This is a genomic window from Pseudomonas putida, assembly GCF_028682395.1.
In the GTDB taxonomy this organism is placed as follows: Bacteria; Pseudomonadota; Gammaproteobacteria; order Pseudomonadales; family Pseudomonadaceae; genus Aquipseudomonas; species Aquipseudomonas putida_AB.
Window position 1 is genome coordinate 370188 of the sequence record NZ_JANHLC010000004.1, and the last position, 12155, is coordinate 382342.

At 61.7% G+C, this 12155-nt stretch carries 12 protein-coding genes; 7 read left to right on the plus strand and 5 right to left on the minus strand.

Annotation, left to right across the window (positions count from 1 at the left end):
- Positions 1-5 precede the first annotated feature (5 nt).
- The gene (locus tag NPS46_RS12905) at positions 6-677 is read right to left on the minus strand and encodes a TetR/AcrR family transcriptional regulator (protein WP_274107690.1); all 672 of its coding nucleotides are present in this window, start codon (positions 675-677) and stop codon (positions 6-8) included.
- A gap of 176 nt (positions 678-853) precedes the next feature.
- On the opposite strand from NPS46_RS12905, the gene NPS46_RS12910 reads away from it, so the two are divergent.
- The 5 genes from NPS46_RS12910 to NPS46_RS12930 all read left to right on the plus strand — a co-directional run bounded on the left by NPS46_RS12910 (position 854) and on the right by NPS46_RS12930 (position 5460).
- Entirely contained in the window at positions 854-2284 is a 1431-nt protein-coding gene (locus NPS46_RS12910) for a coniferyl aldehyde dehydrogenase (protein ID WP_274107692.1), read from the plus strand.
- Between the two features lie 33 nt (positions 2285-2317).
- Positions 2318-2863 (plus strand): twin-arginine translocation pathway signal protein, encoded by a 546-nt coding sequence (locus NPS46_RS12915; protein ID WP_274107694.1) that lies wholly within the window; start codon positions 2318-2320, stop codon positions 2861-2863.
- 51 nt (positions 2864-2914) lie between these two features.
- On the plus strand, positions 2915-4510 hold the full coding sequence (locus tag NPS46_RS12920) for a GMC family oxidoreductase (protein ID WP_274107696.1): 1596 nt from the start codon (positions 2915-2917) through the stop codon (positions 4508-4510).
- 113 nt (positions 4511-4623) lie between these two features.
- Entirely contained in the window at positions 4624-5103 is a 480-nt protein-coding gene (gene coaD / locus NPS46_RS12925; protein WP_003229157.1) for a pantetheine-phosphate adenylyltransferase, read from the plus strand.
- A gap of 105 nt (positions 5104-5208) precedes the next feature.
- Complete coding sequence (locus tag NPS46_RS12930) at positions 5209-5460, plus strand: YfhL family 4Fe-4S dicluster ferredoxin (RefSeq protein ID WP_003213796.1); 252 nt, start codon at positions 5209-5211, stop codon at positions 5458-5460.
- 87 nt (positions 5461-5547) lie between these two features.
- Here the strand turns inward: NPS46_RS12930 and NPS46_RS12935 are convergent, their stop codons facing one another.
- From NPS46_RS12935 to NPS46_RS12945, 3 genes are all read right to left on the minus strand, one after another.
- Positions 5548-5877 (minus strand): multidrug transporter, encoded by a 330-nt coding sequence (locus NPS46_RS12935; RefSeq protein ID WP_274107699.1) that lies wholly within the window; start codon positions 5875-5877, stop codon positions 5548-5550.
- Between the two features lie 69 nt (positions 5878-5946).
- Positions 5947-6759: a bifunctional DNA-formamidopyrimidine glycosylase/DNA-(apurinic or apyrimidinic site) lyase gene (mutM, locus tag NPS46_RS12940; RefSeq protein ID WP_274107701.1), complete on the minus strand. Its 813-nt coding sequence runs from the start codon at positions 6757-6759 to the stop codon at positions 5947-5949.
- A 29-nt stretch (positions 6760-6788) separates the two neighbouring features.
- Positions 6789-7604: an HDOD domain-containing protein gene (locus NPS46_RS12945; protein WP_274108073.1), complete on the minus strand. Its 816-nt coding sequence runs from the start codon at positions 7602-7604 to the stop codon at positions 6789-6791.
- A gap of 197 nt (positions 7605-7801) precedes the next feature.
- Here NPS46_RS12945 and NPS46_RS12950 point away from each other — a divergent pair, with 197 nt between their 5' ends.
- On the plus strand, positions 7802-8998 hold the full coding sequence (locus tag NPS46_RS12950) for a class I SAM-dependent rRNA methyltransferase (RefSeq protein ID WP_274107703.1): 1197 nt from the start codon (positions 7802-7804) through the stop codon (positions 8996-8998).
- Positions 8999-9115: 117 nt separating this feature from the next.
- Here the strand turns inward: NPS46_RS12950 and NPS46_RS12955 are convergent, their stop codons facing one another.
- Entirely contained in the window at positions 9116-9682 is a 567-nt protein-coding gene (locus NPS46_RS12955; RefSeq protein ID WP_274107705.1) for a hypothetical protein, read from the minus strand.
- A gap of 370 nt (positions 9683-10052) precedes the next feature.
- On the opposite strand from NPS46_RS12955, the gene ilvD reads away from it, so the two are divergent.
- Positions 10053-11900 (plus strand): dihydroxy-acid dehydratase, encoded by a 1848-nt coding sequence (gene ilvD, locus NPS46_RS12960; RefSeq protein ID WP_274107707.1) that lies wholly within the window; start codon positions 10053-10055, stop codon positions 11898-11900.
- The last annotated feature ends 255 nt before the right edge of the window (positions 11901-12155 follow it).

A 12155-nucleotide genomic window follows, 5' to 3' on the forward strand; every position in this document is an offset into this window, starting at 1 on the left:
CGATCCTACTGCACTTCCTCCAGCGCTTGCTCCAGGGGCACGTAAAACTCTTCAATCAATGCGTCAATCTCCGCCCGGGCGACCGGCGCGATAAAACCGACTTCCAGCGCCAGCACCTGATAGACACCGCGTTTGATTGCCCGCTCGCTGAGATGGGTGGAGTTTTCACGCATTGTGCCCAGAAAGCGTACCCAGGAAGTCAGCACGATCCAGGCATTGATCACGATCGACTCGATCTGCACCTTGTCCATGATCAGGATACCGGCGTCGACGAACCCACTGTAGATCGCATGGCCCTGGTTCAGGCAGCGCTGGGAAAAACGCCGATAGCTGATCGCCAACTCCGGATCATTGCCCAGCAATTGCTCGAGGTCGCGATAGAGAAAGCGATAACCCCACATCGCCGCCAGCACGGACTTGAGATAGAAACGCTGGTCCTCCACGGTCACGGCGCGCCCGGGCGGCAGGTGCAGAAAACTGTCGAGCAATGCTGCGTATTCGTCGAACAGCACGGCGATGATCGCCTGCTTGTTGGGGAAGTGGTAGTACAGGTTGCCGGGCGAAATCTCCATATGCGCAGCAATATGGTTGGTGCTGATATTGCGTTCGCCCAGTTGGTTGAACAGTTCCAGGCTGGTCTGGACGATCCGGTCTCTGGTTTTCATCCTTGGAGCCATAAGGGTATCAATTCAAATAGTGAACTTTCGGGTCAAGGATTTTACGAATTTATGTCGAACAGCGGTAATGCCATACGCGACAAAATCCTTCGGCACGCTGGTTGACAAACCAGCGTCTGGGTTCTACAACCTCGAACACGTGTTTAAAAATAAAAATTAATCCACAGGAGCTGCCCATGTCTGCCGATGTCGCCTTTCTACAAGAGAACTTGCAGCTCCAGTCCCAGCTACGCCAGGCTTTCGATCTCCAGCGCCAGGCTTATGCCGCCCACCCCATGCCGCCGGCCACCCAACGTCGACAATGGCTCAAGAGCCTGCGCCAGATACTGAGTGACGAACGCCAGGCGCTGATTGAGGCCATCAGCCAGGACTTCAGCCACCGCAGCGCCGATGAAACCCTGCTCGCCGAACTGATGCCCAGCCTGCACGGCATTCACTACGCCAGCCGCCACCTGGCGGGTTGGATGAAACCGTCCCGGCGTCGGGTCGGCATTGCCTTCCAGCCCGCTTCGGCCAAGGTCATCTATCAACCGCTGGGCGTGGTCGGCGTCATTGTGCCGTGGAACTATCCATTGTTTCTGGCCATTGGCCCGCTGGTTGGCGCGCTAGCCGCCGGCAACCGAGTGATGCTCAAGCTCAGTGAAGCCACCCCCGCCACCGGGCTGCTGCTCAAGGAATTGCTGGGACGGGTCTTCCCCGAAGACCTGGTGTGCGTCGTACTGGGCGAGGCCGACGTCGGCATGGCGTTCTCCCGCTTGCCCTTTGACCACCTGCTGTTTACCGGCGCGACGAGCATTGGCAAGCACGTGATGCGCGCGGCCGCCGAGAACCTGACACCGGTTACCCTGGAGCTGGGCGGCAAGTCGCCCGCCCTGGTGTCCGCAGACGTGCCGCTCAAGGACGCAGCCGAGCGAATTGCGTTCGGCAAGACCCTCAATGCCGGGCAGACCTGCGTGGCGCCCGACTACGTGCTGGTCCCGCAGAACCGCGTCGAAGCGTTTGTCGAGGCTTACCGACAGGCCATTCGTAGCTTCTACCCCACGCTGGTGGATAACCCCGACTACACGGCCATCATCAACGACCGGCAGTTGGCTCGGCTTAATCGCTACATCGACGACGCTACAGCTCATGGCGCGCAGCTGGTCCCACTGTTCGAGCAGAACCAGGGCCGGCGCATGGGCCATAGCCTGTTGCTGAACGTCAACGACGACATGACCGTGATGCAGGACGAAATCTTCGGCCCCTTGTTACCCATCGTGCCCTACACCAGCTTCGATCAGGCACTTGCCTACATCAATCAGCGCCCACGTCCTCTGGCCCTCTACTACTTCGGTTACAACAAGGCCGAGCAGCAGCGCGTGCTGCACGAAACCCACTCCGGCGGTGCCTGCCTCAACGACACCCTGCTGCATGTGGTCCAGGACGATATGCCGTTTGGCGGGATCGGCCCTTCGGGCATGGGCCATTACCACGGCCACGAAGGCTTTCTCACCTTCAGCAAGGCCAAGGGCGTGCTGATCAAGCAGCGCTTCAACGCCTCCCGCCTGATCTACCCACCTTATGGCAGCGGTATCCAAAAGCTGATCCAGAAGTTGTTCGTGCGTTAACTCCCCCCAATAAAGTTCAGGTGAATAACAACAATGCATACAAGCCTGTCTGAATCCCCCGCGCTGTCACGGCGCGGCCTGCTCAAAGTCGGTCTGCTGGGCAGCGCCTTCCTGGCCACCGCCGGCCTTGGCGCCAGCCTGAGCGGCTGCTCTGCCAGCGTTCCGGCCAACGGCTTCGCCATATTGCGCGACAACGACCTGCCGTTTCTGCGCGCCCTGATTCCGGTGCTGCTGGCCGGCAGCCTGGCAACCGAGCAAATGCCTGCCGCCATCGAGGGCACCTTGCGCAGCCTGGATGTGAACCTCAATCACTTGTCCCCGCAAATGCTCGCCCTGACGCGCCAACTATTCGATGTGCTCGGCATGGCGGTCACACGCGGGCCGCTGACCGGCATCTGGGGCAGTTGGGAAAACGCCAGCGGCGAGTCGATTCGGGCCTTTCTGAACCGCTGGGAAAACAGCTGGCTGGCGCTTCTGCGCATGGGCCATGGCTCCTTGCTCCAGCTGGTGATGATGGCCTGGTACACCCAGGCCGGTGCCTGGAGTCACTGCGGCTACCCCGGCCCTCCGCAAATCTGACTGCCCCCCTTTGCTCGAATCCTCCTAACAATAAGAAAAGAGAGCCCAGAGATGCCTGTACCTGATCCGTTTCGCGAAGGCCTGAGCCGTGGCTGGAAAACCTATGACGGTTCGCAGCTCGAACAAGACCTCACCCTCGAGGCCGACGTGGCGATTATCGGCAGCGGTGCCGGCGGCGGGACCACCGCCGAGATCCTCAGCGCCGCCGGCTACAAGGTCCTGCTGATCGAAGAAGGGCCGCTCAAGACCAGCAGCGACTTCAAGATGCTCGAAGACGAGGCCTACACCAGCCTCTACCAGGAAGGCATCGGGCGCATGAGCAAGGATGGCGCCATCACCATCCTGCAAGGCCGGGCTGTCGGTGGCACCACGCTGATCAACTGGACCTCGAGTTTTCGCACACCGACTCCGACCCTGGAACACTGGGCCAGCGAGTTTGCCGTCAAGGGCCACAGCGCCGAGGACATGGCGCCCTGGTTCGAAAAGATGGAGCAGCGCCTGGGCGTCGCGCCCTGGGCCATGCCGCCCAATGCCAACAACGACGTGATCCGCAATGGCTGTGAAAAACTCGGCTACGGCTGGAAGGTGATCCCGCGCAACGTGCGCGGCTGCTGGAACCTGGGCTACTGCGGCATGGGATGCCCGACCAATGCCAAGCAGTCGATGTTGGTCACCACCATCCCGGCAGCCCTGGAGCGCGGCGGTGAACTGCTTTACCTGGCCCGAGCCGAGCGCCTGCAACTGAGCGGCGATCATGTGTCAGGGCTGGAATGTGTGGGCATGGATGCACGCTGCGTCGCCCCCAATGGGCGCAAAATCATGGTCAAGGCCCGCCACTATGTGCTGGCGGGCGGCGGCATCAACAGCCCCGCCCTGCTGCTGCGCTCCAAGACGCCAGACCCCCATGATCGCGTGGGCAAACGCACCTTCCTGCACCTGGTGAATTTTTCCGCCGGGCAGTTTTCCGAGGTGGTCAATCCCTTCTACGGCGCGCCCCAGTCGATCTACTCCGATCACTTCCAGTGGCAGGATGGCACCACCGGAAAGATGTCCTACAAACTCGAAGTCCCGCCGCTCCAGCCCGCCTTTGCCAGCACCCTGCTTGGCGGGCTCGGTGAGCAAAGCGCCTTGCGCATGGAGCACCTGCCGCACACCCATATGATGCTGGCGCTGATGCGCGACGGTTTCCATGAAGGCAGCCAGGGCGGCGCCGTGGAGTTACGGGGCGATGGCACGCCGGTACTCGACTACCAGGTTTCCCCCTATGCCTGGGACGGGCTGCGCCGGGCCTTCCACAGCATGGCCGAAATCCAGTTTGCCGCAGGCGCCAAAGCCGTACTGCCCCTGCATGCCGACGCGGGCTATGTCACCCGCCTGCAAGACGCCCGCCAGTTGATCGACAGCCTGAGCATGGAGCTGTACCGCACTCGCCTGGGCAGCGCCCACGTCATGGGCGGCTGCGCCATGGGCGAGGACAGCACACTGGCCGTCGCCGACAGCCTGGGCCGGCATCATCACCTGAGCAACCTGTCGATCCATGATGGCTCATTGTTTCCCACCAGCATCGGCGCCAACCCCCAACTGTCGGTCTACGGGCTCACGGCCCAGTTGGCGAGCGCCCTGGCCGAGCGCCTGAAAAATGCCTGAAAGCGAATTATTCGTCGCATCTATAGTGCTTTCTTCCCCTAATGGCGACTTGGCCGACCGGGACGGCTGCGCTACCATCCGACACCTCAACGGACTCCCGCCAGGACGAAGCGATGAACCGAGTGTTGTACCCAGGCACCTTCGACCCTATTACCAAGGGCCATGGCGATCTGGTCGAGCGTGCTTCGCGCCTGTTCGACCACGTGATCATTGCCGTTGCCGCCAGCCCCAAGAAAAACCCGCTGTTCCCTCTGGAGCAACGTGTGGAGCTGGCCCGCGAGGTGACCAAGCACCTGCCGAATGTCGAAGTCGTGGGGTTTTCCACCCTGCTCGCGCATTTCGCCAAGGAGCAGAACGCCAATGTGTTCCTACGCGGCCTGCGGGCAGTCTCGGACTTCGAGTACGAATTCCAGCTGGCCAATATGAACCGCCAGTTGGCGCCCGACGTGGAAAGCCTGTTTCTCACGCCTTCGGAGCGTTATTCGTTTATCTCCTCGACGCTCGTCCGTGAAATCGCGGCCCTGGGCGGCGATATCAGCAAGTTCGTTCACCCGGCAGTCGCCGACGCCCTGACCCTGCGCTTCAAGAAGTAATCACGCCACCCCTCGGCGCCCGCGTGCACTGCGGGCGCCAATGCGGCACAATTGCGCGCATTCGATTTCAGATGCCTGGGCCTGACGCCCCGGCAGGAGTACCCGATGTCCCTGATCATCACCGACGATTGCATCAATTGCGACGTCTGCGAGCCCGAGTGCCCTAACGCTGCCATTTCCCAGGGCGAAGAGATCTACGTGATCGACCCGAACCTGTGCACGCAATGCGTGGGCCACTATGACGAACCACAGTGCCAGCAGGTTTGCCCGGTCGACTGCATCCCGCTGGATGAAGCGCACCCGGAAACCGAAGAGCAACTGATGGAGAAGTACCGGCTGATTACCGGCAAGGCCTAAGGCCTTTTACACGATCATTCACGAGCACCACCGCCCCTGCAAACAGCAATGTCCCCGTAGGCAGGACGTGCTCGTGATTGTTTTTGGCTACTCGCGCTCGTTGTAACCATCACCCGTGCAGCCCAGGCAACGCACAAACGCCGCCTTACCCGGGTCAACCACCAAGGCTTTGCCCGCAGCCCCAATGCCACCACCGGTCGCAGCGAACGGTAGCGCAATCACAAACAATCCCGCGCCAATCACCGTGGCAGCAATCAATAGCGGTCGAGCGATCACCAAATCAGCCACCATGGCATAGGCCGGTGGAGCTTCGACGTTGTACAGCGGGTCGGCACTCCCCTCCGAAGCCAGGGTCGGCACGGCTTGCAGGCCAAAGCTCAAGGCCAGCAGGAAGGCAAGGGTACGAAACGGATTCATGGCACGGTCCTTGAGCAACACGGCGAAGGGCAAAGACTCACTATAAACAGCGATTGGCGGCTTGTCAGGTCAACGCTGGCAACGCGGGCAATAGACGCTGGCGCGCTGGCCCAGGCGGACCTCGCGCAACTCCGTCGCGCAGACCTTGCAATGCTCCCCACCCCGGCCATAGACAAACAGTTCCTGCTGGAAATAACCCGGCTGGCCGTCGCCACCGATAAAATCGCGCAACGTGGTCCCGCCGCGCTCGATGGCGTGGGTCAGGATGCGCTTGATCTCGATGGCCAGCTTCAGGTAGCGCGCCCGGGAGATACTGCCCGCTTCGCGGCGTGGATCGATGCCAGCGGCAAACAGCGCCTCGGTCGCATAGATATTGCCCACCCCCACCACTACCGCGTTATCCATGATGAACGGCTTGACCGCCATCGAACGGCCACGGGACAGCTGAAACAGGCGCTCGCCGTCAAACAGATCCGTCAACGGTTCCGGCCCCAGCTTGATCAGCAACGGATGATTCAGCGGATCGAGGCTCCAGAGCATCGCACCGAAGCGTCGCGGGTCGGTATAGCGCAGGGCCAGGCCCGACTCCAGTTCGATATCCACATGCTCGTGCCGAGCAGCCGGCATACCGATTTCCACCAGACGCAGGTTGCCCGACATGCCCAAGTGACTGATCAAGGTGCCAACCTCGGCATTGATCAGCAGGTACTTGGCCCGCCGCTGCACCTCGACAATCCGCTGGCCGGACAAGCGCACATCGAGGTCTTCCGGAATCGGCCAGCGCAGACGTCGATCACGCACGATCACCCGGCTGACGCGCTGGCCCTCCAGATGCGGGGCGATACCGCGCCGGGTGGTTTCGACTTCTGGCAATTCAGGCATGGGGTATTCCGCTCAGGCGACCGGGACGATCAGTGATGAGCGCCCAGTTCGCGAATGGTTTCCTTGAGGTTCTCGAAGTCATAGTCGGTCAGGCCGACATAATCGAGGACCAGATGGCCGATGCTGTCCCACTCGTGATCGTCGGTCTGGTTACCCAGCACCCGATGAGAGGCACAGATATGCTCGGCCATTTTGAGGATCGCCAGCAGGTTCTTCAACTGGCTGTTGCGGGTCGACTCGTCGCTGAAGATTGCCAACGCATTGTGGTGATTGGCAATCGCGGTCGTGACGTGCTCCGGCAGGCGCCAGGACTTGGCCGTGAAGTAGCCGACCACGGCGTGGTTGGTATTGAACGCCTGGTTTTCCGTGTCCACCACGCGCTGCTGCGGGCCGGCATTGGCATAGGCCTGCTCCAGCACCTGTATGTAATTGGGGAAACGCTTGAGCATCAGCGGCACGCCACAATCATGGAACAGCCCCAGGGCATAAGCTTCGTCGCACGCCTGCGAGCCGGTGCGCTTGGCCAGGGTCAGGCTGGTCATCGCCACATCCTGGGCGGTGTCCCAGAAGCGGCTGAGCGTGACGATCGTGTCATCGTTCATCTCACCCTTGATGGACAGCGCGTTGATCAAGTTGATGATCGAGCGGCTGCCCAGCAGGTTCACGGCGCGCTGGATCGAAGCAATCTTGTTCGCCAGGCCGTAATAGGACGAATTGACGATCTTGAGCAGCGCCCCGGCAAGCCCCGGGTCCTGAGAAATCAAGCGGGCAATCACCTCCAGATCCGGATCGGGCATGTACTGCTCCATCTGCAGATCCACCATGATCTGCGGTTGAGGCGGCACGCTGATGCCTTGCAAGGACTGTTGGATCTGCTCGGAGGAAAGCTCTGGGGGCATGGGTTCGCACTCTGGACTGGCCTGCGATTCTAGCGGAAATATTTTGATAGATGGGTGTTAGATCCGACGCAATGCGCTGAAACAGCCAAACCCGAGACGGGCGTCTAAGGCTATAATTCCGCTCTTTTTTCCGGAGCGACGTCATGTCCCTGCCCAGCCTGCGCCTCAAAGCCAATGCCGACCGTCGCCTGCGCAACGGCCACCTGTGGGTCTACAGCAACGAAATCGACGTAACGGCCACCCCGCTCCACGGCTTCAAGGCCGGTGACCAGGCCCTGCTCGAAGCCGCCGGCGGCAAGCCCCTGGGCATCGTGGCCATGAGCCCGAACAACCTGATCTGCGCCCGCCTGGTGTCGCGCGACATCAAGGTCCTCCTGGACAAGTCGCTGCTGGTGCACCGCCTGAACGTTGCCCTGTCGCTGCGCGAACGCCTGTTCGACAAGCCGTTCTACCGCCTGGTCTACGGCGACTCCGACCTGCTGCCGGGCCTGGTGGTCGACCGTTTCGGCGACATCCTCGTGGTGCAGATTGCCTCCGCGACCATGGAAGCCCACAAGGATGACGTGATCGCGGCCCTGACCCAGGTGCTCAAGCCAAGCGGCATCCTGTTCAAGAACGACTCCGCGGCACGCGATGCCGAAGGCCTCAACCGTTACGTCGAAACCGTGTTCGGCCTGGTTCCGGAGTGGGTTGCCCTGGAAGAAAACGGCGTGAAGTTCGAAGCCCCCGTTATCCAGGGCCAGAAAACCGGCTGGTTCTACGACCACCGCATGAACCGCGCCCGCCTGGCCCCTTATGCCAAGGGCAAGCGCGTCCTGGACCTGTATAGCTACATCGGCGGCTGGGGCGTGCAGGCCGCAGCCTTCGGCGCCAGCGAAGTGTTCTGCGTCGACGCCTCGGCCTTCGCCCTCGATGGCGTGGAACGTAACGCCGCACTGAACGGTGTCGCCGAGAAAATGACCTGCATCGAAGGCGACGTCTTCGAGGCCCTGAAAGAGCTGAAGGCCAGCGAAGAGCGCTTTGACGTGATCGTGGCCGACCCGCCCGCCTTCATCAAGCGCAAGAAGGACATGAAAAACGGCGAAGGCGCCTACCGCCGCTTGAACGAGCAAGCCATGCGCCTGCTCAACAAGGACGGCATCCTGGTCAGCGCATCGTGCTCCATGCACCTGCCGGAAGATGATCTGCAGAACATCCTGCTGACCAGCGCCCGCCACCTGGATCGCAATATCCAGCTGCTGGAACGCGGCGGCCAGGGCCCGGATCACCCGGTGCACCCGGCCATCCAGGAAACCCGCTACATCAAGAGCATCACCTGCCGGTTGCTGCCCAACAGCTAAACCGTTGGCGTCCAGTCTGGACGCCACGCGATGCCGAAAAGCTCGCCCCTGCGAAGCTCGTGTTACTCACGAGCGGCAGCAGGGGCGAGCTTTTTGGCATTCGTCCAGGCAAAAACTTCAGCGCGGCGCGGTGCGCGGCCAACCTTGCAGTAATGCCGCACGACCACGGCATGCGCAGTACACCCCCAACGCAAACAACCCCATGGGGCGAACGAAATACAGCAGTGCCGAAGCATCGCTCTTGAACGGATCAGTGTGCTGCCAGGTTTGCCAAAGATGACTCGCCCACTGAGCGGCCCAGGGCAATGGCAGGGCCAACGCCACGATCACGACACCGTCGAGGCACGAGCGCCCGACCCCGCAACGCTGTCGTTCACCGATCCATGCCGCACTGGCGATCGTCAATAGCGCCAGCCCCGCCACCCCTTCATACACCCGTGAAAAGCCTATATCCCACTGATTCACCGCCACGCTCACCAGTACTGCCAACACGACCGTGACCACCAACGACTGGGCCAGTGCCGCTGCGCTCCAGGCATGCCGGCCCAGGAGTTGCAGCAACAAGCCCCCCACCAGGGCCGCCGTCACGGCAAACACCGCGGGCCCCACCAGCCCGCCCTTGAGCACGCCCCACCACAGCACAAGACCCTGCGCCCCACCGATGCCCAGGTAGTACATCAACATTCGCTTGCCTGAATCCACCTCATCTCCCACCGCCAACCCTCCCCTGATACTCGCGGCGATGCGCGACCTTGTAGAGCTGCTCTGTGTAGCACGCCAGTTTACCTAGGGTGCTGTAAGCCAGCGGGTCATTGTGCACACCGTCAACTCAGGCTTGAACACCCACGCCCGTTCCTTCCTGGCGCCAGCGGTGTAGAATCGCCAGATTCATCGCCAGTCATCCCCCGGCGGGTTTATGAGCTCAGGCCTCGACGCGCGGCGATCCCGCAACGTCTACGGCATCATCCGGACACCCGGCCATTTTCGGCGTGTTCAGGACGTCAATAGAAGCTCACTTCCCTTTGTGTACCTGATTAGCCGCCCGGAGTGCTCCATGCCTGATTACCGCTCGAAAACATCCACCCACGGCCGCAACATGGCCGGCGCCCGTGCCCTGTGGCGCGCCACGGGGATGAAGGATGACGACTTCAAGAAGCCGATTATCGCCGTTGCCAACTCGTTCACCCAATTCGTCCCTGGCCACGTCCACCTCAAGGACATGGGCCAACTGGTCGCCCGCGAAATCGAACGCGCCGGTGGCGTGGCCAAGGAATTCAACACCATTGCCGTGGATGACGGCATCGCCATGGGCCATGACGGCATGCTCTATTCGCTGCCCAGTCGCGAAATCATCGCCGACTCGGTCGAATACATGGTCAACGCCCACTGTGCCGACGCCATTGTCTGCATCTCCAACTGCGACAAGATCACCCCCGGCATGCTGATGGCCGCCCTGCGCCTGAATATCCCGGTGATCTTCGTCTCCGGTGGCCCGATGGAGGCCGGCAAGACCAAACTGGCCAGCCACGGCCTCGACCTTGTCGACGCCATGGTGATCGCCGCCGACTCCAGCGCTTCTGACGAGAAAGTCGCCGAGTACGAGCGCAGCGCCTGCCCGACCTGCGGTTCCTGCTCCGGCATGTTCACCGCCAACTCGATGAACTGCCTGACCGAAGCCCTGGGCCTGGCCCTGCCGGGCAACGGTTCGACCCTGGCCACCCATAGCGACCGCGAGCAGCTGTTCCTGCAGGCCGGGCGCACCATTGTCGACCTGTGCAAGCAGTACTACGGCCAGAACGACGAATCGGTCCTGCCGCGTAATATCGCCAACTTCAAGGCCTTCGAAAACGCCATGATGCTGGACATCGCCATGGGCGGCTCGACCAACACCATCCTGCACCTGCTGGCCGCCGCCCAGGAAGCCGAGATCGACTTTGACCTGCGCGATATCGATCGCCTGTCGCGCACCGTGCCACAGCTGTGCAAGGTCGCGCCGAACATCCAGAAGTACCATATGGAAGACGTGCACCGTGCCGGCGGGATCTTCAGCATCCTCGGCTCCCTGGCCCGTGGCGGCCTGTTGCACACCGACCTGCCGACCGTGCACAGCAAGTCCATGGCCGACGCGATCGCCAAGTGGGATATCACCCAGACCAACGACGAAGCCGTACACCACTTCTTCAAGGCCGGCCCCGCCGGGATCCCGACCCAGACGGCGTTCAGCCAGTCGACCCGTTGGGAAACCCTGGACGACGACCGTGAGAACGGCTGTATCCGCAGTTTCGAACATGCCTACTCGAAGGAAGGCGGCCTGGCCGTGCTGTACGGCAATATCGCCCTGGACGGCTGCGTGGTGAAAACCGCCGGCGTCGACGAATCGATCCATGTGTTCGAAGGCAACGCCAAGATCTTCGAAAGCCAGGACAGCGCCGTGCGCGGCATCCTTGCCGACGAAGTCCAGGCTGGCGATATCGTGATCATCCGCTACGAAGGCCCGAAAGGCGGCCCGGGCATGCAGGAAATGCTGTACCCGACCTCCTATCTGAAGTCCAAGGGACTGGGCAAAGCCTGCGCCTTGCTGACCGACGGCCGCTTCTCCGGTGGCACCTCGGGCCTCTCCATCGGCCACGCCTCGCCGGAAGCCGCTGCCGGCGGTGCGATCGGCCTGGTGCGCGATGGCGACAAGGTACTGATCGACATTCCAAACCGCTCGATCAACCTGTTGATCAGCGACGAGGAAATGGCCAGCCGCCGTGCCGAACAGGACAAGAAAGGCTGGAGGCCGGTCGAAGTCCGTCCGCGCAAAGTCACCACCGCCCTCAAGGCCTATGCCCTGCTGGCCACCAGCGCCGACAAAGGCGCAGTACGCGACAAGGCCTTGCTGGACAAGCTGGTTCCTTAAGCACGCGCCTGCCTCAGGAAAAGCCCGGTAACCACCGGGCTTTTCTTTGGCCGAACAGTCCTGCCAGCGTGTCAACAGGCGCAAGCCAGCCCGACGCCGATAGCCCCCACCACCACCTCGCATACGTATTGACGTACAACCCGCCCCAGCATTCGAGGGCTAAAAATTTACGAAGCTTGCCTGTATTGCTGGCTCCCCCTGGACCATAGACTCTGCTTGTCCACTAGGAGGAATCCATATGCCAAGAATTTCTTC

Excerpts from the sequence above, each read along its gene's own strand:
- NPS46_RS12905 (WP_274107690.1), bottom strand. The coding sequence starts at position 677 with ATGGCTCCAAGGATGAAAACCAGAGACCGGATCGTCCAGACCAGCCTG.
- NPS46_RS12910 (WP_274107692.1), top strand. The coding sequence starts at position 854 with ATGTCTGCCGATGTCGCCTTTCTACAAGAGAACTTGCAGCTCCAGTCC.
- NPS46_RS12915 (WP_274107694.1), top strand. The coding sequence starts at position 2,318 with ATGCATACAAGCCTGTCTGAATCCCCCGCGCTGTCACGGCGCGGCCTG.
- NPS46_RS12920 (WP_274107696.1), top strand. The coding sequence starts at position 2,915 with ATGCCTGTACCTGATCCGTTTCGCGAAGGCCTGAGCCGTGGCTGGAAA.
- coaD (WP_003229157.1), top strand. The coding sequence starts at position 4,624 with ATGAACCGAGTGTTGTACCCAGGCACCTTCGACCCTATTACCAAGGGC.
- NPS46_RS12930 (WP_003213796.1), top strand. The coding sequence starts at position 5,209 with ATGTCCCTGATCATCACCGACGATTGCATCAATTGCGACGTCTGCGAG.
- NPS46_RS12935 (WP_274107699.1), bottom strand. The coding sequence starts at position 5,877 with ATGAATCCGTTTCGTACCCTTGCCTTCCTGCTGGCCTTGAGCTTTGGC.
- mutM (WP_274107701.1), bottom strand. The coding sequence starts at position 6,759 with ATGCCTGAATTGCCAGAAGTCGAAACCACCCGGCGCGGTATCGCCCCG.
- NPS46_RS12950 (WP_274107703.1), top strand. The coding sequence starts at position 7,802 with ATGTCCCTGCCCAGCCTGCGCCTCAAAGCCAATGCCGACCGTCGCCTG.
- NPS46_RS12955 (WP_274107705.1), bottom strand. The coding sequence starts at position 9,682 with ATGTTGATGTACTACCTGGGCATCGGTGGGGCGCAGGGTCTTGTGCTG.
- ilvD (WP_274107707.1), top strand. The coding sequence starts at position 10,053 with ATGCCTGATTACCGCTCGAAAACATCCACCCACGGCCGCAACATGGCC.